This window comes from Pseudomonas sp. FP2338, from assembly GCF_030687515.1.
Lineage (GTDB): Bacteria > Pseudomonadota > Gammaproteobacteria > Pseudomonadales > Pseudomonadaceae > Aquipseudomonas > Aquipseudomonas salomonii.
The window spans coordinates 1,171,042-1,192,040 of record NZ_CP117436.1 but is presented as its reverse complement, the minus strand read 5'-3'; the positions used below and the strand labels follow the sequence as shown (position 1 = coordinate 1,192,040).

Genomic DNA, 20,999 nt, shown 5'->3' with positions numbered 1-20,999 from the left:
GGTTATCTCCGGTTCGGGTTGAAGGTGGCGGGCAGCGAGGCCCAGCACGCGTCGTAAGAAGGTTGCAGTTGTGGGCACTCAAGGGCGAACTGTGTGGGGCGCAGCACTTGGCTGGTCTCGAACATGAAGGCCATGGTGTTATCGATCTTGTGCGGCGCCAGCGCCACGTTGATGGCTTTGGTGCAGGTCTCGCCGTCCGGGCCGTGGGCGCTCATGCAGCTGTGCAGTGACGCGCCGCCCGGCAGGAAACCCTCGGCCTTGGCGTCGTAGGCGCCCTGGATCAGGCCCATGTATTCGTTCATCAGGTTGCGATGGAACCACGGCGGGCGGAAGGTATTTTCGGCCACCATCCAGCGCGGCGGGAAGATCACGAAGTCGAGGTTGGCCAGGCCGTGCACGCTGGTGGGCGAGGTCAGTACGGTGAAAATCGACGGGTCCGGGTGATCGAAACTCACCGTGCCGAGGGTGTTGAAACGGCGCAGGTCATATTTGTACGGCACGTTATTGCCGTGCCAGGCGACCACGTTCAGCGGCGAGTGGTCCAGCTCGCAGGCCCACAGTTCGCCGAGGAATTTCTGCACCAGCGTGGTCGGCTTTTTGCTGTCTTCGTAGTGAGCGACCGGTGTGAGGAAATCACGCGGGTTAGCCAGGCCGTTGCTGCCAATTGGCCCCAGGTCCGGCAGGCGCAGTGGCGCGCCGTGGTTTTCCGCAACGTACCCGCGTGCCTGGGCATCCAGCAGTTCGATGCGAAATTTCAGACCCCGGGGCAGCACCACGATTTCCAGCGGCTCGACGTCCAGCACACCCAACTCGGTGGCGATACGCAGGCGGCCCTGCTCGGGGACGATCAACAGTTCGCCATCGGCGTTGAAGAACACCCGTTCCATCGAACGGTTGGCGCGGTAGTTGTAGACGCTGATGCCGGAGGGTTTTTCCGACCCGGAGTTGGCGACCATGCCGACCAGGCCGTCGATAAAGTCAGTCGGTTCGCCGGGAATATCCAGCGGGTTCCAGCGCAAGCGGTTCGGTGTCACCGCACCCAAAGGCCCACCGGCCAATTGCCGTTCCAGCTTGATAAACGCCGGGTGGTTGGCCGACGGCTGAATGCGATACAGCCAGGTGCGGCGGGCTTCGCTGCGCACCATGGTAAAGGCCGTGCCGGAGAACAGCTCGGTGTACAGGCCGTAGGGAGCTTTTTGCGGGGAATTCTGGCCGACCGGCAATGCGCTAGGCAACGCTTCGCTGGCGAACTCATTGCCGAAACCCGACTGGTATTCGAGGTTCATGGACCGTCCTCTGTGCGGAAGTTGTTTTTATCGTAATCCAGTTACGCATAACGTAATTTGATCACTATCGACCGTCAAGCTATAAAGACGCCCATTCATCTCTCGGATTCTCGCCCTTCCATGGAAAAGCCCCGCGACACCGGTAAACAGAAAGTCCGCTCGGCCGAAGTGGGCACCGATATCCTCAAGGCGCTGGCCGAGCTGTCCCCCGCCACCTCGCTGTCGCGTCTGGCCGAACATGTGCAGATGCCGGCGAGCAAGGTCCACCGCTATTTGCAGGCGCTGATCGCGTCGGGGTTTGCCGAGCAGAACACCGCCACCAACCACTACGGGCTGGGCCGCGAGGCGTTGCGCGTGGGCTTGGCGGCGCTGGGCAGCATGGACGTGTTGAAAGTCGGCGCGATGCCCCTGGCAGAACTGCGCGATGAGTTGAATGAAACCTGCTTTCTGGCGGTGTGGGGCAACCAGGGCGCGACCGTGGTGCAGATCGAACCGGCGGTGCGTGCCGTCACCGTGGTGACGCAGTTGGGTTCAGTGTTGCCGCTGCTCAGCTCGTCCACCGGGCTGGTGTTTAGCGCTTACCTGCCCTCTCGGGAAACCGTGGAATTGCGCGAACGCGAGATTCAGGCCGGGACTGCCCATGCCCTGGCGGACGACAAGGCTTACGCCAGCACCTGCGCACAGATCCGCAGCCGGGGCCTGCACTTTGTGCATGGTTTGCTGATGCCCGGCGTCGATGCGTTGTCGGCGCCGGTGTTCAATGCGGTTGGGCAAGTCGCGGCGGTGATGACCGTGGTCGGCCCCACCTCACTGTTCCATGCCGATGAAGACGGCCCGGCGGCGCAGCGCTTGCTGGCGGCGACCCGGGCCGTGAGTTGGCGCATGGGCTATCAGCCCTGAATCACTCGTCCCAGCGTGACAGGGCCAACGCCACGCGGTTTTCCACGGCTTTGACCTGCGCGCCGCCCACCACGTAATTGTTGCTCAGCATCGAGAACACCAGCTTGCGCCCTTTGGTATCGGTGATGTAACCGCTCAAGGACGACACCCCGCCCATGGAGCCGGTCTTGGCATGCAGGTTGTTCTCGGCCGCGGTACCGCGCAGGCGATAACGCAGGCTGCCGCCGGTCATGCGATCGGTGTTACCGGCAATCGGCAACGCGTTGTACCAGGCGTTGAACCACGGCTGTTTGCTCGCGGCCAGCAGCAGGTCGGTAAGGTTCTGTGACGACACCAGGTTACGCCGCGACAGGCCCGAGCCGTCGACCTGGCTCAGCGTCGCCGTGTCCAGCCCCTGGCGCTTGAGAAACCCGGCCACCGCCACCGCACCCGCTGCCGCTGTGCCGCTGTTGGCCGTCTGGCGGCCCATGGCCTTGAGCAAGGCTTCGGACATATTGTTGTTCGAGAGTTTGAGCAGCGGCGTAATCAATTCCTGCAACGGCGCCGATTTATGCTCGGCCAGTACCGTTACCGCCGCCGGGCTTGCGCCGCCCATCACTCGACGGCCAAGCACCATGATGCCTTGCTGCGCCAGCGCTTGCTCGAACAGGTTGGCCACCAGTTGCGTTGGCTCCCACACACTCACCAGCTGCTCGCTCTGTCGCCCCGGCGCCACGGCACCACTGAGCTGCAGCAGGTTGGTGCCATGGCGACGGTTGATCCCGTAGGTGTTGCCCGGACCACTGATAGCGCGGTTGCTCAGTTGCAGGTAGTTGGTCGGCGGGAAGATGTCGACACTCACGGCCTGCCCGGCCCGCGCTGGCGCCTTGGCGGTGACCAGCACGCTGCCGGCATCAAAATCGGTATTGGGTGACACGGTCAGCGCCGAAATCTGTGCGCCGTAGTAGGTGGTTTCATCATCGTGGGACCAGTCGACACCCAGCCGCTCGGCGTCAAACCAGGTGTCGTCAAACACCAGATCGCCCTGCACCTGACGCACGCCCTGGCTGGCCAACTGCGCCGCCAACGCCTGGTAATCGGCGAACTGAATGGTCGGGTCGCCCAGGCCACGCAGGTACAGGTTGCCAGTCAGACGGTCGCCCTGGCGAATGCCGTTGCTCAACAGTTGCGTGGCGAACCGGTACTGCGGCCCGAGCACATCCATGGCTGCGGCCGTGGTCAGCAGTTTGAGGTTGGAAGCCGGCACCAGCCGCGTGCGCGGGTTGTGCTGATACAGCGTGGCGCCACTGTTGGCGTCCCGCACCATCAGCGAGACCGAAGCGCCCTGCAGCGCCGGGTCGGCCAGCAATTGGTCGAGGCTCTGGCCGGTAGCCGTCTTCGAAGGCGTGGCGCAACCACCCAGTAACAAACTCAAGCCCACCAGCATCGCGCTGGTGTGTATCCATCGACCCAACTGCATCAGTACCGTTTTCCCGCAAAAAATTCAGTGGCGGCAACGCTACCAGCTCAATGCCGTTGTGGCGAGCGTGGCTGCTGTGGGATCGGGCCTGTTGTGGCGAGGGAGCTTGCTCCCTCGCCACAGGATGTCGCCTGCCTTAGAACTGCAGGGTGCTGGAAACCGACACCTGCCGCGCATCGCCGATGGACACAAACTGGGTGTTCACCGACGAGGTGTAGTAGGTGCGATCAAACAGGTTCTTCACGTTGAGCTGGAACTTGACCTTCTGGCCGTCGATCTTGGTGTCGTAGCTGGCAAACGCATCGGCCACGGTGTAACTCGGCAGTTCGAAGCTGTTGGCCGCGTCCCCGGCCCGTTCGCCCACGTAACGTGCACCGGCGCCCACACGCAGTTGGTCACCCCCCAAGAGGCTGCCGAAGTCATACACGGCCGACAATGACGCAGTGTTTTTCGCCACGTTTTGCAGGCGATTGCCTTTGAGCGTCGGGTCTTCGGTCACCTCGGCATCGGTGTAGGCGTAGCTGCCGATCAGGCTCCAGTTGTCGGTGAGCTGGCCGCTGGCGTCCAGCTCAAGGCCACGGGAACGTACCTTGCCCGCCACACTGTAGACGGCGGCCAAACCGTCGCCGACCTGCACCAGCACGTTGCGTTTTTCGATATTGAACAGCGCCGCACTCGCGGTGATGCGCCCCGGTATGTCGAGCTTGGTGCCCAGCTCCCAGGCCTTGGACTGTTCCGGTTCCAGGCTGCCGTCCAGCACGCTTTTGTTCGCCAACGGTGCGATGGTGGAGTTGGGTTTGAACGACTCGGTGTAGCTGCCGTAGAACGACAGTTGATCGGTGTAGCGATACACCAGGCCGGCACGCGGCACCCACTTCTGGCCATTGCCATCGGTGTTGGCGGTGAACGGCACGCCTTTGCCGGCGTATTGGTCGTACATCTGGTAGCGCGCACCGCCGACCAGAATCCACTGGTCATTGAGGTGAATGGCGTCCTGGAAGAACAGCGAATCGCTGCGCAGCAGGTCGGTCTGGTTACTGTCCGGCGCGCTGACTTTGGTGCCCGCGACTTCGTTGCCATACACCGGGTTGTTGTAGTCGAAGACACCGCGCGGCGCCTGGCGAATCAGGTCGGCACGGTAGATCTTGCGGTACTCGTCGTCGAGCCCGAACACCAGGTCGTGCTGCATGCCGCCGACATTGACCTTGCCTTCCAGGCTGGTGGTGGCGAAGCGGTCGGTGGTCAGTGCTCCTTGGGTGCCGTCCATGCTGCGGGTCAGGGTGCCGTTGGTGTTGACCTTGACTACGCGCACCTGGCTGGCGTCGTAGGTTTCGCGGTTCCAGCTGTAGCCGAAGTGCGCCTTCCAGTCGTCGTTCAAGTCGTGGTCGACTTCCAGGCGGTACAGGTCGGAGCGGCCTTGCATATTGTTGAACGGCTCATCCAGGCGACGGGTCGCGGGGATGTTCAACGGGTGGTTGGTCTTGGGGTCGATGGCGGTGCCACGGTCGAACGGCGAGAGAAATTCGCGGTGCTCATAGGCGAACACTACTTTGGTGGTGTCGCCGTACCAGGCCAGAGACGGCGCCACTAACGTTTCGCGGTGAGTGCCGAAGTTGCGCCAGTAATCCTCGTCTTCGTGGTCGACGATCAGCCGATAGGCCAGGCCGCTGTCACCAATCGGGCCGGTGGTGTCGAGGTTGCCGCCGCTGCCGTTCTTGCCGTCACCGAAGGTCGAGCCACGCGCGGTCAACGAGGTGGACTGCACCAGCTCGGGCTTTTTGCTGACGATATTGACCACGCCGCCTGGGTCCTGGATGCCATACAGCAAAGACGACGGGCCTTTGAGCACTTCGACGCGCTCGGCGGTGGCGTTCAGCGCGCGGCCCTGCACCACGGGCATACCGTCCTTCATGATCGAGCCGTTACGGTTGTCACCAAAACCGCGCAGCATCACCGCGTCCTGGGTGCTGCCGAGGGTGTTGGCCTGGGTGATGCCACTGATATTGCCCAGGGCGTCATCCAGGTTGCGCGGCTGTTGGTCACGCAGCACTTGGGCCGGCACGACGTTGACGGTTTGCGGGGTTTCCAGCAGCAGGCCGTGGGAGCGCATCACCGAACTGGTGGGCGGTGGCTGATAGCTGGTGGTGTCCTGGGCTTGGCTCGCGCCGCTGATGGTGGTGGCGCCCAGGTTGACTGCGCCGTCGGTGGGCACAGGCTCAAGCGCCAGAGTACGGGCGTCGATCTGGCGAAAGGTAAAGCCTGAGTTGCCGAGCAGCCGTTGCAGGGCCTGGGTGGCACTCATCTGCCCGCTGACCGCCGGGGCCTTGAGACCATAGGGCGCTTCGTCGGTGTAGATCACGCTGATGCCGGTCACCCGGCTGAAATCACTCAGCGCCTGGGGCAGCGGTTTGGCTGCCAGGGCAAAGTTGAACTGGGCACTTTGTTGTTCCTGCGCCTGCGCAATCGCCAGGGGCAGCAACGCCAACCCTGATACTGCCAATACCGAGGCTCCCAGCCACTGTTTTACCCAACCGCCCGCCGTCGACTTCATGCTGTGAGAACCCGTGTAGAAAACACTGTTAATGCGAATAGCTCGCAGTTTCAGACACTACACGGATGGGCGGGCGATTTACCTCACCTTTGTTTGCAAATATTTTTATTTATTGCGCCTGAATGCGACACCCCATGCGCTGCACCGCTCGCCGCCAGGCATTCCTTGGCGCTCTTCTTGAGTTTTTTGATCAGTCGCTCCTGGCGCAGCGCCTCGCCCTTGCTCGCACATTGCTCGGTGTACACCAGCGCAACCGCCGGGCTGGACAGAAAGAACCGCGCGCCCTTGCCGCTTTGGTGGCAAGCAAATCGGCGCAGCGGATCGTTGCTGATGCCGCAATAGAGTGAACCATTGGCGGCACGCACCAGGTAGACGAACCAGGGTTTGGGTTCAGGAAGATCAGTCACAGGTCATTTCGGCAAACCAGAGGAGCGCCAATCTTATCAACGACCCGCCTGAAATGCCTTCAAGCCTTTAAGCGCCTGGGCACGCACGGCGTTTTTCAACGCCGGCGACCAACCCAGCAACCAGCCCTTCAAGCCCAGGGCCTGGCGCGACCAACGCCACAGGTCGAAGTGGTCGTGATGCTCACAGATCTTGCCATCACGAAACACAAAGCGTGCGCCGATATCGTTGACCACTGTGTTGCCGGTGGCGCTGAACAAATACGTGGCCACCCAATGCGCACTGCCGGTGGTTTCGTCACTGCGCACGTGGTCGAACGTGAGGGAAAAGTCTTTGGCCCGCGTGGTGAGCATGCGCCACATGTCCCCGGCGTCACGGCCGCGCAGCTCGCCGAACGCCGGGTCGCTGAATACCACGTCGTCGGTGTAGCAGTCAGCCATGGCTTCGGCGTCCAAGCGTTGAAACGCACTGTAAAAGGCGATGATCAGGGCGTTATGGGCATCACTCATGGGCAGGCTCCGCAGGCGTCGAAAGAATAGGCGCACGATAAGCTGCCCACGCTGCGCTGGCTACTGACATTCGCCACGCAAATGATGAGCCTACGGCACCATTCCAACACTGCGAGCATAGGCGAACAGGTCAACATCGGTGGAAATACTCAGCCGCTGCATGGCCGTGCTTTTCTGCTTGCTGATCGTGGAAATACTGCGATTGACCTGTGCCGCGATCTCGCTGACGGTCATGCCACTGGCCAGCATGCGCACCACCTCGCGCTCCTTGCAGGATAATTGCGGCTCCTGGGACTGATCGCCCGTGCCCGCCTCGACCATTTGCACGCGCAGCGACTCACTGGCGAAGGTCTGGCCGGCACACACAGCCTTGATCGCCAGGGGCAGTTCCTTGGCGGAAGCACTTTTGGCCACCACCGCCTTGGCCCCATGGGCGAAGGAAGCACGCAAGGTGGCGACGCTGGCGAACATGGTCACCAAAATCACCGGCAACTGCGGATACTGGCGGTGCAACAGGCTCAACAAGCCGTAGCCATCGGCCTGCTGGCCGCCCGGCATGGCGAAGTCCGTGACGATCACATCGCACGGCGTGGTACTTAACAGGCAGAGCAGTTGATCGGGGCCATCAGCCTCAGCGACCACTTTGCATCGGCCGTGCGCCTCAATCACGACTTTCTGCCCGATACGAACAATGGGGTGATCGTCAGCAATAATTACTCGAAGCATAAATCCCCACGAATGATGGCAACTTGAATCCGCGCAAAATACCCCCGCAGGTGCTCATCAACAACCGCTAACAAACAGACGCTTGCAGTCGCCCCCAATGTTCACTAGTTCACATTTTTTTGCCTACAGAACAACAGGAAAAAACCTACAACCAAAACTAGATCGTCGGATTGCAAACGCCTGAAGCAAATACCGTTCTTCAGACCTCGGTCAGGTACTCGAGATACACCAGCAACCGGGCCAGGAACAATTCCAATTGCACCTTGTGCGCGGCAACGCCCTGGGACCGGACCTGCTCAATCAGCTTCACGGCACACGACTCAAGGCCGGTACCGCCCAAAAACACCAGGCTGCCGACCAAACGATGCAGGCGCTCAGCCGTCAGTGGCGCGTTCAACGTCGAGCAGGCATGGCGCAATACACGATGGTCTTCCCACGCTTCCAGCAACAGGGTTTCCAACAACTGATCGACGATATCCCCACTGCCAAAGGTTGCGACCAGCGTGGCCCGGGTTGGCCAGCCGGCGCGCGGCGCAACAGTCTCCTGGGCGACGGAGCAGTCATCCTCGCCCGGCAACCAACGCGCCAGCACTGCGTGCAATTGTTCCAGCGTCAGTGGCTTGATCAACCAGGCATCCATGCCGGCATCGCGGCAACGTTTGGGGCTGTCGTTTTGCAGGTTGGCGGTCAAGGCAATGATAGGCACGCGTCTCATCCCGGTGTCGCACTCATGTTGGCGAATGGCGCGGGCCATGCTGTAGCCGTCCATAAAGGGCATCTGGCAATCGCTGATCACCAGATCGAAGGGGCGACTGGTATAGGCCACCAGCCCGAGGTAGCCGTCGGCGGCCACCTCGTGTCCCAGCCCCAGTTTCTGCAATAACCCACCCAGCAACAGGCGATAGGCAGAATGGTCATCCACCACCAGCACGCGCAGGCGCCGCCAATGAAACGCAGGTGTGCCTGGCGGCTTCAGCAGGCGGCTCGCTCTTGTGGTTGAACCTACCAGCGAACCCATCAGTACCTCTATCGCGACTATTGATCCGGCAGCAATCCGCAGCACTGGCGCAATAGCCCGTGAGGCCCGTCATGCAGCAATGGTCGACGCATTCTTTTGAATGCTATCGGCCGCAAACAAATAACCTTTTGAGTTAATAAAAGCCCATACAACTACTACGAAAATCCCCCCCTGAATCGTTGCCTTCGCGCCGTCCTGCCAATGTCGTATTAGTTGTATTTCCCCTGCGCATCCCCCTCGCTAAATTGTGCTCACCCCAAAGAGGGTCGGCTTGCCACTCCCCGGCAACAGCCAATAAACATCGAGACCGCCGCTTGGCCAACCACCCGCTCATACCGGGCCGGGCGTAGCCCTGCACGCGCCTCTATCTGCCAGTTTGCAATGGAACATTAAAATGAAGACCCCTGTATCCCTGTTGAGCAGTGCCCTGCTGCTCGCGATGACTTCCTCGGTATTGGCCGCCAGCAGCGTCGACTTGACCGTCAAAGGTTTGATCACCCCCAGCGCCTGCACCCCCAGCCTGCCGGGCGATGTCGACTTCGGGAAAATCGCCTCGAAAGATCTGAATGTCGACACCCGAACCTGGCTCAAGCGCCAGACCTTGCAACTGAGCGTGAACTGCGATGCCGCGACTCTGTTTGCCATTCACCCCGTCGACAATCGCGCAGGTTCTGCCGCTTATGCCTTCGCCTTTGGCCTGGGCTTGATCAACGACACCCAGAAACTCGGCGCCTTCAGCTTGGTGTTCAGCAACCCCGTCGCCGAAACGGCCTCCACGCTGGTAGCGATGTACAACGCCGAGGGTCGATGGACAGAAATCCTTCCGGACGACAGCATTGCGCCAAATGACCTGGTGGCGCTGGGCAGCCGTGGTGACTCCGGTTGGGCACCGCACCCGATCAAGGACGCAATCATGGACGTCACTGTCGTTGCCTCGATCGAGCCCGCAAAAAACCTGACTTTGACCAGCGAGGTGGCAATCGACGGCTCCGCGACCTTCGAAGTCAGGTACCTGTAAATCGCCAATGCCTTTGGCCTGGGCGTGATCAACCAGACAGAGAAGCTCGGTGCGTTTCAGTTGTCATTCGGCAACCCCGTCGCCCCGATCCCTTCGACCGTGCTGATCATGAATTCCGAAGGCGATTGGTGGGAGCTGGTCGAGAGCGACGGCATCGGCCCCGACAACTGGGTGGCCCTGGGTAGCCGCAACAGCAGCGACTGGGCTCCCCACCCACTGCAGGACATGAGCATGGACGTCACGCTGCGTGCCGCAATTGCACCTGCGAACGACCTGACATTGACCCAGGAAGTGCCTCTCGATGGCGCCGCGACCCTTGAAGTCATGTACCTGTAACCCCCCTTAACCCGCCCCCATGCCCGAGGAGACCCACTGACCATGAAGGTTTTTGCCACCCCCTTGATCGGCGCCTTGCTGCTCTGCCCGACAGCGTTCGCCGCCAGTAATACCGAGTTGCTTGTCCAAGGCATTATCACCCCCAGCGCCTGCGCGCCGGTGGTCTCCGGCGGCGGCAACGTCGACTTCGGCAAGGTATCGGTCAAGGACCTCAATACCGACACCTACACCGATCTGCCACGGGAAATCATGCTGTTGAGCGTGCGCTGCGATGGGCCGACGTTCTTCACCCTCAACACCATCGACAACCGCGCAGGCACCACCGCCAACCACTTCAGCTGGCATGGCCTGGGCATGACGCCCAATGATGAAAAAGTCGGTGATGCCGGGCTTGGCCTCTACGTGCCGGTAGCCGACGGCGTGCCGGTGCGCACCATCACCTCCAGGGATGGCGGCGTGACCTGGATGCCCTCGACAATGCTCAGCCACACCCTGCTGACAGCCGTTGCCAACAACGATGGCGTGATGCCGATTGCGATCGAGGAACTGGACGCCGAGATCCGCCTGATCACCCACATTGCACCCGCAAACGGCCTGACGCTGACCGACGAAGTGCCTATCGACGGCCACGCCACCGTACAAGTCAATTACCTTTAAGGAGCCGCACCGATGAAAGTACGATTGGCCGCTCTGGCCGCCAGTGTATTGCTGCTTAACTCGGCGAACACGTTCGCCGCTTCCAGCGTCGACCTGACGGTAAAGGGCCTGATTGTGCCCAGCGCCTGCACGCCCAGCCTGTCCGGTAGAGGCGTGATCGACCATGGCAAAATTTCCGCCAAAGACCTGAACTCAGACCGTATTACCGTGATTGGCAACCATTCGCTGAGCATGGCAGTCAATTGCGACGCCCCTATCCTGTTTGCCTTGCACTCGATCGATAACCGCACGGGTTCGGGTCTCGCCACGGACTACGGCCTGGGTTTTATCAACGACACCCAAAAACTGGGCCGGTATTCGCTCACCCTGCGCAACCCGGTCACGGGTGACGGCACAGTGGTGCAAACCATTGGCTCGTATGACCTGGAAACCTGGTACCAGGAAAAGTTCTGGGACCCAGGCATGTACATGTCCGTCGCCGCAATGGATGACGACACCCAACCCGTCCCTGTCCAGGACTTGAGCGTTGATCTGGAGGTGCAGACCATCATCAATCGCGCCGATGGCCTGGACTTGAGCAACGAAGTGAACATCGACGGCTCCGCCACCCTTGAAGTGAAGTACCTCTAACCCATGGCCGCCCATCCCTTGAACAGAGTCGGGCATGGGCTGCGCCTACCTGTGCGGGTACTGAACAGGTTCGCCTGTTGCCTCGCCGCCCTGCTGTGCCTGGCCGATGCCCACGCGGCTTCAACTGTCGACCTCACGGTGACCGGCCGGGTCACCCCTGACGCCTGCCTTATCGAGTTTACCCATGACGGCACCGTCGATCATGGCAAGATTCCTTCCCACAGCCTCAACGCCGACGAGTTCACCGTGCTGCCTGTCCAGGTGCTCGACCTGCGCGTGCAGTGCGCCAGGCCGATGCTGTTTGCGCTGGTGGGCATCGATAATCGCGCCGACTCCTCGTCGGCCCCCGATTACTTCTACGGGCTGGGCAGGAACATCCACGTCCCGCAGGAGCGTCTGGGTTCGGTGGCGTTGGCCTATCGCAACGCCGTGGGCGATGCGCAGCCCATGCAGGTAATGGCTTCCATCGACTACGGCGAAACCTGGTCACAGGAGCCCAACGCCTACCCTCGCGTGTTTATGGCCTTTGCGCGAGTCGGGGACCGCCAACCGGACTTCATCGGCCAGTTGACCGTTCAGGTTCAAGTAAGCACCGCCATCAATTTTTCGCAGTACCTGACCCTGGACCAGGAAGTCCCGCTCGACGGCTCGATTGTCCTGGACCTGCGCTATCTCTGAACGATCCTCTTTTGGCCTAATGGAAACCCCGTCATGACGACGATATTCTCAAACACCGCTGTGGGCCTTGTCGCCCTGCTGCTGATCCTTGGCAATCAAGTCAAAGCCGATGGCATGGTGCCGGATACTTCGGTGGTCATCGTGCATGAAGCCGATGGCGAAGCGGCGGTGTCAGTGACCAACACTGACAGCCAACTCGCGCTGCTGCATGTCACCTTGCAGGACATTCCTGAAGACACCGAGCCACTGCTGCTGGTGACGCCGCCGCTGTCGCGGGTCGAGGCGTCCAAATCCCAATTGGTGCGTTTCATCCTGCAGAACCAGCAGCCGCTACTCACCCAGCGGCTTAAACGCGCAGTGTTCGAAGGCATGCCCCAAGGCCGCGCGGCCACCGCCGCCGGGCATGCCCGTGTGGGCGTGACCGTGCGCCAGAACCTGCCGGTGATCGTGCATCCCAAAGGCCTGGCGCCCAACCGCACGCCGTGGACCGACCTGACCTGGACCCTGCGCGACGGCCAATTGCAGGTGCGTAATGACACGCCGTATGTGGTGCGCCTGGCGCAGGAACTGCTGCTGTTGCCGAGTAACCGCAAGGCGATGCTGCCGCGCACCTATGTACTGCCGGGTGAGGCATTGAGTGTGCCGGCCGGCAATGACCAGGCCACCACGGTCAGGCTGCAGCCGGCCACGGTGTATGGATTTGCGGTCAAGGCCTACGACGCACCGATCACCCTCTGACTAAAAACCACAGGCGCCGTATACAGACCGCCGCCTGATAACGAAGTGACGGCTCATTGACCGTCACCGGAACGCCTGGGAGCTCCGGGCCTGTGCGTTCACTATTCGAGTACCTTGCTTGAAAACAGTATTGAGCTACCGTGACGGCGAAGCCGTGTCCGACAGCCACTCCAGTCAGACCCTGCCACTGGTGGTATTGCTGTGTGCGTTGTTGCCCGCCAAATCCTGGGCCGACGACTCGAGCCCTTCGAGCTTCGATGCCCAGACCCTGCATCAACGCGGCATTGACCCACAGCTGGCCAGCCTGCTGCTGGCGGCACCGCGCTTCGCCGCCGGGCGGCACACCGTCAACCTGCGGGTAAACGGCCAGCGGCGTGGCCGACAGGATTTGACTTTCGATCAACAGGGCAACCTGTGCCTGGACCGCGCCTTGCTGGACGCCGCTGACCTGGTGACGCCCAGCGACACGCCGGGCTGTCAGGATTTTCTCGCGCAGTATCCACAAACCCTGGTGGAGCCGGACCCGGCCACACTGACGGTGTCGCTGGTGGTGCCCACCGAAGCCCTGCGTCCTGTGCAGCAGGATATTTCGGGCTACGAGACCGGCGGTTTTGCCGGGCTGCTCAACTACGACCTCAGTGGTTTTTACAACCGCTCCGGCGATGACGCCAGCCGCTTTGGCTCAGCCAATACCGAAGTCGGGTTCAACGCCGGCGACTGGATCGTGCGCAGCCGCCAGGTACAGACCTGGCAGGATGGGCTGTCGCGCAGCACTCACCTGCAAGCCTATGCGCAACGCACCTTCGCCAGCCACCAGGCGGTGCTGCAAGCCGGGCAGATCAACCTCTATAACCCCGTACTGTCCGGTGCGCAGATCACCGGCGTGCAAGTGCTCACCGAACATGCGCTGCAAGAACAAGGCGAAGGCGCGTTGATTCAAGGCATCGCTAACAGCCCGGCACAGGTGGAAGTGCGCCAGAACGGCGCGCTGATTCATTCCACCGTGGTGCCCGCCGGGCCCTTTACCCTGAACGATGTACGCCGCTTGAACACGCGCTCGGACGTCGAAGTCACGGTCAAGGAAAGTGTCGGTGGCGAACGGCGTTTCACGGTGCCGGCGGCGATGCTCGGCCTTGGATTACCGGCGCCGGGCTATTCCGTGGCGGCGGGCCGGGTGCGCAATGTGGGTGACGCCAAGAGCGATGATCCGTGGGTGATGAGCGCCGGCTGGACCGGCGCCCTGCACCCGCAATTGACCCTGGGCACAGGCGTGCTGGCGGCCAGCGAATACCGCTCGGCGGGCGCCAGCCTGGGCTGGTTGCCGTGGCTGGACAGCCAGATCCAGCTGTCGACTCAGCTGTCCAATTCCCTGGGGTGGGAAAAGGTCTCGGGCGTGCAGACCGACCTGTCATGGTCCCAGCGCCTGGGCGAACAGTGGTCGATCAGCGCCGCCAACTCCTGGCGCAGCGTCGGTTATCGCGAACTGGAAGAAAGCACCTACGCGCGCGACGACAGCCCTGGGCGCAACAGCGAGCGTCGCATCTCACGTTATCGCGACCAGCAAAGCCTCAACCTGGGCTGGTCACACCCGCTGCTGGGCGCATTCAGCGCCGGGGTTTCGCGCTCGGCCAATTTCGCCGGCGACAGCAGCAGCCGCGCCTTGGCTTCATGGGGCACGAGCATCGGCGCGGTATCGTTATCGGCCAGTGCCGAGTGGCAAATGGGCGGCAGCCAGCAACAGGACAACGCAGTCTATTTGAACGTCAGCGTGCCGCTGGGCGCAAGCCGAAGAATGCGCAGTTGGGTGCGTAACTCCGGCGGTGAAAACCGCACCGGCCTGGGCGTTACCGAGCAGATCGACGATCAACTCAGCTATCGCGTCGGCGCCGAACACGACAGCAGCGATCATCAGGTAGAAACCACGCTGGGCGTCTCGGCATTGCCGCGCTATAGCCAGCTCGATTTCAGCTACAGCCGCTCCGATGCCGAGCGTTCCAGTTACCAGGGTGGCGCGCGCGGCGGTGTGGTGCTGCACAGCGACGGCATGACCTTTTCCCCCTACCCGGTGCGCGACACCTTCGCCCTGATATCGGTCGGCGACATGAGCGGCATCAAGCTCAGCACGCCCAGCGGCCCGGTGTGGACCGACTGGCTAGGCCAGGCCGTGGTGCCGCAAGTCGCCGCTTATGGCCGCAGCCCGGTGGAAGTGCAGACCCGTTCGCTGCCGCGCAATGCCGATATCAACAACGGCCTGGCAATGATCTCGGCCGGGCGCGGCGCCGTGGACCGGGTTGAGTTCGGCGTCGGTCTCACCCGCCGCATGCTGCTTACCGTCAGCAACGACCAGGGTGAGCCGCTGCCGGCGGGCGCCTCCGTCAGCACTGCCAGTGGTGAGTTCGTCACCTTGGTGCAGGACGGCAGCCAGGTGTTTCTACCCAATGTATTGGAGCAGCCAACGCTATGGATAACCACGCCGCAAGGTGGGCGTTGCGAGCTGCGCTACGAACTGCCGGCGAAGGCCGATCCGTCGGTGTACTTCGAAACTGCTCCCGCACGTTGCAACGTGCCTTGAGGATGTCCGCGATGCCCGTCACACCTTATCTGCGTCAACTGTGCCTGTGGCTGCTGCTCGGCGTCGCCGGTACTGCCCAGGCCCTGGAAGAATGCCAACTGAACGTCAGCGAAGCGCTGGTGGATTTCGGCCGGATGAGCCGTCTGGCGCAGAACGACAGCGCGCCGCAACGCCTGCTCGGCGAGCGGCGCCTGAGCGTGACCGTCAACTGCCCGCAAGCCGAAGACCTCAGCCTGTTCTACCGCGCCCTGGCCGCCAACCCGCAGCGCCTGCAATTTACCGAGCACGGCAGTTACGCCATCGAAGCCGGCAGCGCCCTGCTCGACGGCCGCGCCGTAGAACTGGGTTTGCTGTCGGCCACCGGCCAGGCGCCCGTCGCTATTGGCAACGTGCTGGAGTGGCGTCCCGGCCACGGCATTGCGCCGGTCGAGCGCGGCGCGGTACTCACCGGCAACACCTTGTCGCTGCAACTGACCTTACGCGCCTGGGCCGACCTCGCCGCCACACAAGTGCGCGATGCCACCACCTGGGAAACCACCGCAATGGTGTACGGGGCACAGCACGGCCGCTACCGGGAACTGACACTGCGTGCGCACTTTGCGCCGATCGCCTGCCTGCCCTCGCTGTCGGACCACGGCGTGGTGGACTACGGCACCCTGTATGCCAAGGACTTGAGTGCCACCAACGAATCGCCGCTGCCCATCCGCACCCTGCGCTTGAGCGTGACCTGCGACGCGCCGATTCCCTTCGCCCTGCGCATGAAAGACAACCGCGACGGTTCGGCCACCGGCGGCACCGATGAAACCGCCTATGGCCTGGACCTGGACGCCAGTCGCAACAAGATCGGACGTTTTTACCTGACCATCGACCCGGCGGAGTTCAGCGCCGATAGCTTCCCCACGCTGTACCGCACCGACTCCACCAGCAATGGCGTGGCGTGGAGCAGTTCCACCGCACGGCAGATCCCCATGGCCGCCAACAGCATCCTCGGTTTTACCGACAAGACCGGTGTCACCACCGGCCCGGTCGCCATCCAGACCCTGACCGGCACCCTGCGCATCAAGACTTACCTGGCGCCCATGCAAAGCCTGGATCTGCGCGAGGTGGTGCGAATCAACGGTTCCGGCACCCTTGAAATCATCTATCCCTAACCCGTCACTGCAAGGAGTCCGCCCCATGAAAACCCACGTCCTTTACAGCGTGCTGTTACTGGCCTGCGCCCCCTCGTTGCTGGCTGCCTCGGCAGTGGACTTGAGCGTCAAAGGCCTGGTCACGCCCGCCGCCTGTTTGCCGCAGTTCCCCGGCGGCGCCTTGATCGACTACGGCAAGATCGCCCAGCAAGACTTGAACCTGGCGACCGCTACGCGCCTGCCCGTCAAGACCCTGACCGTCGGCATTGCCTGCAGCGGCACCGTGCGTTATGCCCTGCGCATGCGCGACAACCGCGATGGCTCGGCCATGGTCAACAGCGAGATTTACTACGGCCTGGGGTTCGATATCAGCGGTAATCGCCTGGGGGTCTACTCCATGACCTTCGACCCGCGCCAGACCCAAGCCAGCAACACCGCGCAGATCTTCGGCACCGAGTCCACCACCGGCGGCCTGGCGTGGCGCACGTCCAACCTGAACCCCATCGATATCGGCTCCAGAAGTTACCTGGGTTTTACCGATGTAGAGGGCAGTGTCAGCGGGCCGGCAGCGCTGGGTTTACTGCTGAGCACCGTCACCGTGCAGACGGTGATCAATGCTCGGCAGAACTTGGATCTGAGCGCGCAAACGCCGCTTGATGGCTCGGCCACTCTGGAGGTGGTCTACCTCTAGAGTTTCTCGCTGGTCACTTGAACGTAGCGCGCACGCCCGGCGCCCAGGCCCGCGACAATCGCACCCAGGCCGATCACGCCGAAGATCCAGCCGATGGCCGACCAGCCGCCGGTCCAGTCATGCACCAGGCCGACCGCAAACGGCCCCATTGACGCCAGGGTGTAACCAATGCCTTGGGCCATGCTCGACAGGTTGGCGGCGACGTGAGCGTCACGCGAGCGCAGCACGATCAAGGTCAGCGCCAGGCTGAAGGTGCCGCCCTGCCCAAGGCCGAGCAGAATCGCCCAGCCCCACAAACCGTCCAGCGGCGCATACAGGCAACCGAACAGGCCGCCGAGGGTCAGCAGCATCACCACCACAATCGCCAGGCGCTGGTCCTTGCCGCGGGTGGCCAGCCACGGTGCGGCCAGGGAACTGAGCAGTTGCACGATGATCGAGCCTGAGAGCGCCAGGCCCGCTTCGGTGGCACTCAGGCCGCGCCCAATCAGGATCGACGGCAACCAGCCGAACACGATATAGGCCAGGGACGATTGCAGCCCCATGTACAAAGTCACCTGCCAGGCCAGCGGGTCACGCAGCAAGCCCTTGACCCGATAAGCCACCTGATGGGCGCCGTGCTTTTGCCTCACTTGCGGCAACCAGAACAGGGCCGCCAGCAACGCCGGAACAACCCAGAACCCCAGGCCGATGGCCCAACTGTCGGCGAAGTGCTGACTCAGAGGCACCGTGGCCCCGGCTGCCAACGCGGCGCCCAGACACAACGCCATGGTGTAGACGCCGGTCATGGCGCCCGCCTGCCTGGCAAAATCACGCTTGACGATACCCGGCAGCAATACGCCAATAATGCCGATGCTCGCGCCAGCGATCAGGCTGCCCGCGAACAAACCCACTTCACCGAACGCACTGCGCAAAATGATGCCGCAGGCCAAGGTGATCAGAATCCCCAGCACCACGCGCTCGGCACCAAAACGTCGGGCCAGGATCGGCGCAGTCGGCGCGAACAGACCCAGGCACAACACCGGCAAGGTGGTCAGCAACCCGGCCTTGGCCGCCGATAACCCCAGGCTGCTGGAGACTTCAGCCAGCAACGGCGACATGCTCGACAGCGCCGGCCGCAGGTTCAACGCCACCAGCACCAGACCCAGCAGCAACAGCCACGGGCGAGCCACCTGCACAGGGGCCTGCTGGACGGCTTCGTCATCGGCTTCGGCGTCTATCAGCAGTTCTTCGAGTTCAGTCGTACGTTTGGCTTCAAGGTTCATTGATCAACTGCCGGCAGAGGGATTTGGCGCGTTCGGGGTCTTGGTTTTCTACCGCGTCGAGCAAGGCGATATGCAGATCGAATACCGCCTGGCGACGGGGTGAGATGTTCAGGGTCTGACGCAACTGGGCGCCGACGATGCTGGAAAAATACTGATACAGCTCGCTCAACGCCGGGTTGCACGCGGCATCCACCAGGCGCTTGTGAAACACCAGGTCAGCGCTGATATAGGCTTCCAGATCACCGTGGTACAGCTCGCCGCTGCGCTCAAGGGCTTCACGCAGCCCTTTGAGGTCGTCCTCGGTACGGCGCAATGCCGCCAGGCCGATGGCCTCCACTTCGAGAATCTGCCGCGTCTCCTGCGCCTGCGCCAGTGTGCAGTGGGACAGCGCACGCATTGTGCCCAACGGGTCGGTCATCGAGCGCAGGTAACTGCCGTCGCCCTGGCGGATTTCGATCAGACCCGAGAACGCCAGGACGCGCATGGCCTCACGCACGGTATTACGGCTGATGCCCAGTTCGGCGGACAACTCCGGCTCGGTGGGCAGGCGTTCACCGATAGCCCATTTGCCTTCGGTAATACGCCAACGCAGTTGCTCCAACGCTTGATCGACCAAAGAGCGTTTGATCAGGGGGGCGATGTCTGTCATGGAGTTTTCACTTTCATCCAATCATAGGATGAATTTTCCTACAGCCTATTCAGATCTGCCTACAAAGGCAACGCACTAGGGTTCCTAGGCAACAAACGGAGCAGTATTTTCGATTGGTAAAATTACCCTTAAAGGGTAATTATTGGACTCAGGTGTCTTATGGAAAAGTACACACCTCACTACGATCTGGCCGTGATCAAGGCGGATGTCAGGCGACTGGGTGCCAGGGCATTCACCCGTGCAGCCAAGGAGGCGGGAACGCAACTCGACCTCGACATCAGCGAGATGCAGGCGGTCGTTTTCAAACTACAAAACAGGATGTTGTACAAGTCGATGACCACCTATGCCGATCACCGCGTCTGGCAGGACGTCTACCACATCCATTCACACGGTCTGGAGATTTACATCAAGGTCACTTACTGCTCCGGCAGTAACCCACCGGTGATCTCCTTCAAAGGGATGAACCTATGAACACCCAACATTGCTTCATATGCGGTGCCCCCGACGCCATGGTGCGTTTTGAGGGCCGCAGTGAAACCCTGCGCATCAAAGGCATGGAACAGCACATTGAGGATCTGTCCGGCTGGGAGTGCCAACTGTGCGAGGACGGCATGTATGACCCCGACAGCAGCGAACGCCATGCCAAGGCAAGCGATGACCTGCTGCACGCCGCTCGACGGATGATGGGCGCCGAACTCAAGCGTATCCGCCGCAAACTGCACCTCACGCAAAAAGAAACCGTGCAGTTGCTGTCCGGTGGCGGGCACAACGCATTCTCACGCTACGAACGCGGAGAAATAACGCCGCCCAAACCGTTGATGGTGTTGATGCGCCTGCTGGACCGTTACCCGCATTTGCTTGCCGACGCCAAAGAGCTGGCCGAAGGCGCAGACCTGCGCAACGCCTTCACCTGCACTCCCCATAACCAAACACAAGAAGCCCTCAAAGCGTCTTGAACAGGCAAAAATAAACCCGGCACCAGGCCGGGTTTATGGGTTCAAGCTTCGATCAATGCAGAATCTGGCTCAAGAACAACTTGGTCCGGTCATTCTGCGGGTTATCGAAGAAGTCATTCGGCGCCGCCTGTTCAACGATCTCGCCCTTGTCCATGAAGATCACGCGGTTGGCCACGGTGCGCGCAAAGCCCATTTCGTGGGTGACGCACAACATGGTCATGCCGTCTTCGGCCAGGCCGATCATGGTGTCGAGTACTTCCTTGACCATTTCCGGGTCGAGTGCCGAGGTCGGCTCATCGAACAGCATGATTTTCGGTTTCATGCACAGGGCACGGGCGATGGCCACACGCTGTTGCTGGCCGCCGGACAGTTGCCCCGGAAACTTGTGCGCCTGCTCCGGAATGCGTACACGCTCCAGGTAATGCATGGCAATTTCTTCGGCCTTGCGCTTGGGCATCTTGCGCACCCACATCGGCGCCAGCGTGCAGTTCTGCAGGATGGTCAGGTGCGGGAACAGGTTGAAGTGCTGGAACACCATGCCGACTTCACGGCGGATCGCTTCGATCTGCTTGAGGTCGTTGGTCAGTTCCACGCCATCGACCACGATGCGGCCCTGCTGGTGCTCTTCCAGGCGGTTGAGGCAGCGGATGGTGGTGGACTTGCCCGAACCCGACGGGCCGCACAGCACGATACGCTCGCCCTGCTTGACGTTGAGGTTGATGTCTTTCAACACGTGGAACTGGCCGTACCACTTGTTGACGCCCTGCATCTGGATAATGCCTTCAGGGCTCACAGGCTGTTTGATTGCTTCGCTCATAACAACAACTC

At 61.8% G+C, this 20,999-nt stretch carries 22 protein-coding genes; 12 read left to right on the top strand and 10 right to left on the bottom strand.

Features of this window, described 5'->3' with window-relative positions; all coding sequences use genetic code 11:
* Positions 1-2: 2 nt before the first annotated feature.
* Positions 3-1,286, bottom strand: coding sequence for a homogentisate 1,2-dioxygenase (gene hmgA / locus PSH96_RS05265; protein ID WP_305457943.1), 1,284 nt, complete (start codon positions 1,284-1,286; stop codon positions 3-5).
* A 120-nt stretch (positions 1,287-1,406) separates the two neighbouring features.
* Between hmgA and PSH96_RS05260 the strand changes: the two genes are divergently transcribed.
* Entirely contained in the window at positions 1,407-2,186 is a 780-nt protein-coding gene (locus tag PSH96_RS05260; RefSeq protein ID WP_305457941.1) for an IclR family transcriptional regulator, read from the top strand.
* Between the two features lies 1 nt (position 2,187).
* On the opposite strand, the gene dacB is transcribed toward PSH96_RS05260, so the two are convergent.
* The 6 genes from dacB to PSH96_RS05230 all read right to left on the bottom strand — a co-directional run bounded on the left by dacB (position 2,188) and on the right by PSH96_RS05230 (position 8,854).
* Positions 2,188-3,645 (bottom strand): D-alanyl-D-alanine carboxypeptidase/D-alanyl-D-alanine-endopeptidase, encoded by a 1,458-nt coding sequence (gene dacB, locus PSH96_RS05255; protein ID WP_305457939.1) that lies wholly within the window; start codon positions 3,643-3,645, stop codon positions 2,188-2,190.
* Between the two features lie 136 nt (positions 3,646-3,781).
* Positions 3,782-6,196: a TonB-dependent receptor gene (locus PSH96_RS05250; protein WP_305457938.1), complete on the bottom strand. Its 2,415-nt coding sequence runs from the start codon at positions 6,194-6,196 to the stop codon at positions 3,782-3,784.
* A gap of 83 nt (positions 6,197-6,279) precedes the next feature.
* Positions 6,280-6,603, bottom strand: coding sequence for a GIY-YIG nuclease family protein (locus PSH96_RS05245; protein ID WP_305457936.1), 324 nt, complete (start codon positions 6,601-6,603; stop codon positions 6,280-6,282).
* 36 nt (positions 6,604-6,639) lie between these two features.
* Positions 6,640-7,110 carry a nuclear transport factor 2 family protein gene (locus tag PSH96_RS05240; RefSeq protein ID WP_305457934.1) on the bottom strand — a complete coding sequence of 157 codons (471 nt, stop codon included), beginning with the start codon at positions 7,108-7,110 and terminating at the stop codon, positions 6,640-6,642.
* 90 nt (positions 7,111-7,200) lie between these two features.
* Positions 7,201-7,836, bottom strand: a complete 636-nt coding sequence (locus tag PSH96_RS05235; RefSeq protein ID WP_305457932.1) for a response regulator transcription factor — start codon at positions 7,834-7,836, stop codon at positions 7,201-7,203.
* A gap of 199 nt (positions 7,837-8,035) precedes the next feature.
* Positions 8,036-8,854, bottom strand: a complete 819-nt coding sequence (locus PSH96_RS05230; RefSeq protein WP_305457930.1) for a response regulator — start codon at positions 8,852-8,854, stop codon at positions 8,036-8,038.
* Positions 8,855-9,248: 394 nt separating this feature from the next.
* Here PSH96_RS05230 and PSH96_RS05225 point away from each other — a divergent pair, with 394 nt between their 5' ends.
* The 9 genes from PSH96_RS05225 (at position 9,249) to PSH96_RS05185 (ending at position 17,304) form a co-directional block, all read left to right on the top strand.
* Positions 9,249-9,872 (top strand): DUF1120 domain-containing protein, encoded by a 624-nt coding sequence (locus tag PSH96_RS05225; RefSeq protein WP_305457928.1) that lies wholly within the window; start codon positions 9,249-9,251, stop codon positions 9,870-9,872.
* A gap of 24 nt (positions 9,873-9,896) precedes the next feature.
* Positions 9,897-10,208, top strand: coding sequence for a hypothetical protein (locus PSH96_RS05220; protein ID WP_305457926.1), 312 nt, complete (start codon positions 9,897-9,899; stop codon positions 10,206-10,208).
* Positions 10,209-10,250: 42 nt separating this feature from the next.
* On the top strand, positions 10,251-10,865 hold the full coding sequence (locus PSH96_RS05215) for a DUF1120 domain-containing protein (RefSeq protein WP_305457924.1): 615 nt from the start codon (positions 10,251-10,253) through the stop codon (positions 10,863-10,865).
* A gap of 12 nt (positions 10,866-10,877) precedes the next feature.
* Positions 10,878-11,495: a DUF1120 domain-containing protein gene (locus tag PSH96_RS05210; protein WP_305457922.1), complete on the top strand. Its 618-nt coding sequence runs from the start codon at positions 10,878-10,880 to the stop codon at positions 11,493-11,495.
* A gap of 3 nt (positions 11,496-11,498) precedes the next feature.
* Positions 11,499-12,173 carry a DUF1120 domain-containing protein gene (locus PSH96_RS05205; protein ID WP_305457920.1) on the top strand — a complete coding sequence of 225 codons (675 nt, stop codon included), beginning with the start codon at positions 11,499-11,501 and terminating at the stop codon, positions 12,171-12,173.
* Positions 12,174-12,206: 33 nt separating this feature from the next.
* Entirely contained in the window at positions 12,207-12,911 is a 705-nt protein-coding gene (locus tag PSH96_RS05200; protein WP_305457918.1) for a fimbria/pilus chaperone family protein, read from the top strand.
* 118 nt (positions 12,912-13,029) lie between these two features.
* A complete protein-coding gene (locus PSH96_RS05195; RefSeq protein ID WP_370694324.1) occupies positions 13,030-15,483 on the top strand; it encodes a fimbria/pilus outer membrane usher protein in 2,454 nt (817 codons plus the stop codon).
* 11 nt (positions 15,484-15,494) lie between these two features.
* On the top strand, positions 15,495-16,634 hold the full coding sequence (locus PSH96_RS05190) for a DUF1120 domain-containing protein (protein ID WP_305457916.1): 1,140 nt from the start codon (positions 15,495-15,497) through the stop codon (positions 16,632-16,634).
* 25 nt (positions 16,635-16,659) lie between these two features.
* The gene (locus PSH96_RS05185) at positions 16,660-17,304 is read left to right on the top strand and encodes a DUF1120 domain-containing protein (RefSeq protein WP_305457914.1); all 645 of its coding nucleotides are present in this window, start codon (positions 16,660-16,662) and stop codon (positions 17,302-17,304) included.
* Here the strand turns inward: PSH96_RS05185 and PSH96_RS05180 are convergent.
* Together PSH96_RS05180 and PSH96_RS05175 are read right to left on the bottom strand one after the other, a co-directional pair.
* On the bottom strand, positions 17,301-18,566 hold the full coding sequence (locus PSH96_RS05180; RefSeq protein WP_305457912.1) for a CynX/NimT family MFS transporter: 1,266 nt from the start codon (positions 18,564-18,566) through the stop codon (positions 17,301-17,303). The genes PSH96_RS05185 and PSH96_RS05180 overlap by 4 nt on opposite strands.
* Positions 18,556-19,215, bottom strand: a complete 660-nt coding sequence (locus tag PSH96_RS05175; protein ID WP_305457910.1) for a FadR/GntR family transcriptional regulator — start codon at positions 19,213-19,215, stop codon at positions 18,556-18,558. Before PSH96_RS05175 ends, PSH96_RS05180 begins: the two co-directional genes overlap by 11 nt.
* A gap of 159 nt (positions 19,216-19,374) precedes the next feature.
* Between PSH96_RS05175 and PSH96_RS05170 the strand changes: the two genes are divergently transcribed.
* The gene (locus PSH96_RS05170) at positions 19,375-19,686 is read left to right on the top strand and encodes a type II toxin-antitoxin system MqsR family toxin (RefSeq protein WP_305457908.1); all 312 of its coding nucleotides are present in this window, start codon (positions 19,375-19,377) and stop codon (positions 19,684-19,686) included.
* On the top strand, positions 19,683-20,171 hold the full coding sequence (locus tag PSH96_RS05165; protein WP_169986946.1) for a type II toxin-antitoxin system MqsA family antitoxin: 489 nt from the start codon (positions 19,683-19,685) through the stop codon (positions 20,169-20,171). Before PSH96_RS05170 ends, PSH96_RS05165 begins: the two co-directional genes overlap by 4 nt.
* 52 nt (positions 20,172-20,223) lie before the next feature.
* On the opposite strand, the gene PSH96_RS05160 is transcribed toward PSH96_RS05165, so the two are convergent.
* Complete coding sequence (locus tag PSH96_RS05160) at positions 20,224-20,988, bottom strand: amino acid ABC transporter ATP-binding protein (RefSeq protein WP_003171943.1); 765 nt, start codon at positions 20,986-20,988, stop codon at positions 20,224-20,226.
* Positions 20,989-20,999: the final 11 nt, after the last annotated feature.

Coding starts and splice junctions, on each gene's coding strand:
- PSH96_RS05180 (WP_305457912.1), bottom strand. CDS start 18,566: ATGAACCTTGAAGCCAAACGTACGACTGAACTCGAAGAACTGCTGATA.
- PSH96_RS05240 (WP_305457934.1), bottom strand. CDS start 7,110: ATGAGTGATGCCCATAACGCCCTGATCATCGCCTTTTACAGTGCGTTT.
- PSH96_RS05190 (WP_305457916.1), top strand. CDS start 15,495: ATGCCCGTCACACCTTATCTGCGTCAACTGTGCCTGTGGCTGCTGCTC.
- PSH96_RS05200 (WP_305457918.1), top strand. CDS start 12,207: ATGACGACGATATTCTCAAACACCGCTGTGGGCCTTGTCGCCCTGCTG.
- PSH96_RS05235 (WP_305457932.1), bottom strand. CDS start 7,836: ATGCTTCGAGTAATTATTGCTGACGATCACCCCATTGTTCGTATCGGG.
- PSH96_RS05175 (WP_305457910.1), bottom strand. CDS start 19,215: ATGACAGACATCGCCCCCCTGATCAAACGCTCTTTGGTCGATCAAGCG.
- PSH96_RS05225 (WP_305457928.1), top strand. CDS start 9,249: ATGAAGACCCCTGTATCCCTGTTGAGCAGTGCCCTGCTGCTCGCGATG.
- PSH96_RS05230 (WP_305457930.1), bottom strand. CDS start 8,854: ATGGGTTCGCTGGTAGGTTCAACCACAAGAGCGAGCCGCCTGCTGAAG.
- PSH96_RS05160 (WP_003171943.1), bottom strand. CDS start 20,988: ATGAGCGAAGCAATCAAACAGCCTGTGAGCCCTGAAGGCATTATCCAG.
- dacB (WP_305457939.1), bottom strand. CDS start 3,645: ATGCAGTTGGGTCGATGGATACACACCAGCGCGATGCTGGTGGGCTTG.
- PSH96_RS05250 (WP_305457938.1), bottom strand. CDS start 6,196: ATGAAGTCGACGGCGGGCGGTTGGGTAAAACAGTGGCTGGGAGCCTCG.
- PSH96_RS05165 (WP_169986946.1), top strand. CDS start 19,683: ATGAACACCCAACATTGCTTCATATGCGGTGCCCCCGACGCCATGGTG.
- PSH96_RS05210 (WP_305457922.1), top strand. CDS start 10,878: ATGAAAGTACGATTGGCCGCTCTGGCCGCCAGTGTATTGCTGCTTAAC.
- PSH96_RS05205 (WP_305457920.1), top strand. CDS start 11,499: ATGGCCGCCCATCCCTTGAACAGAGTCGGGCATGGGCTGCGCCTACCT.
- PSH96_RS05215 (WP_305457924.1), top strand. CDS start 10,251: ATGAAGGTTTTTGCCACCCCCTTGATCGGCGCCTTGCTGCTCTGCCCG.
- PSH96_RS05185 (WP_305457914.1), top strand. CDS start 16,660: ATGAAAACCCACGTCCTTTACAGCGTGCTGTTACTGGCCTGCGCCCCC.
- PSH96_RS05170 (WP_305457908.1), top strand. CDS start 19,375: ATGGAAAAGTACACACCTCACTACGATCTGGCCGTGATCAAGGCGGAT.
- PSH96_RS05260 (WP_305457941.1), top strand. CDS start 1,407: ATGGAAAAGCCCCGCGACACCGGTAAACAGAAAGTCCGCTCGGCCGAA.
- hmgA (WP_305457943.1), bottom strand. CDS start 1,286: ATGAACCTCGAATACCAGTCGGGTTTCGGCAATGAGTTCGCCAGCGAA.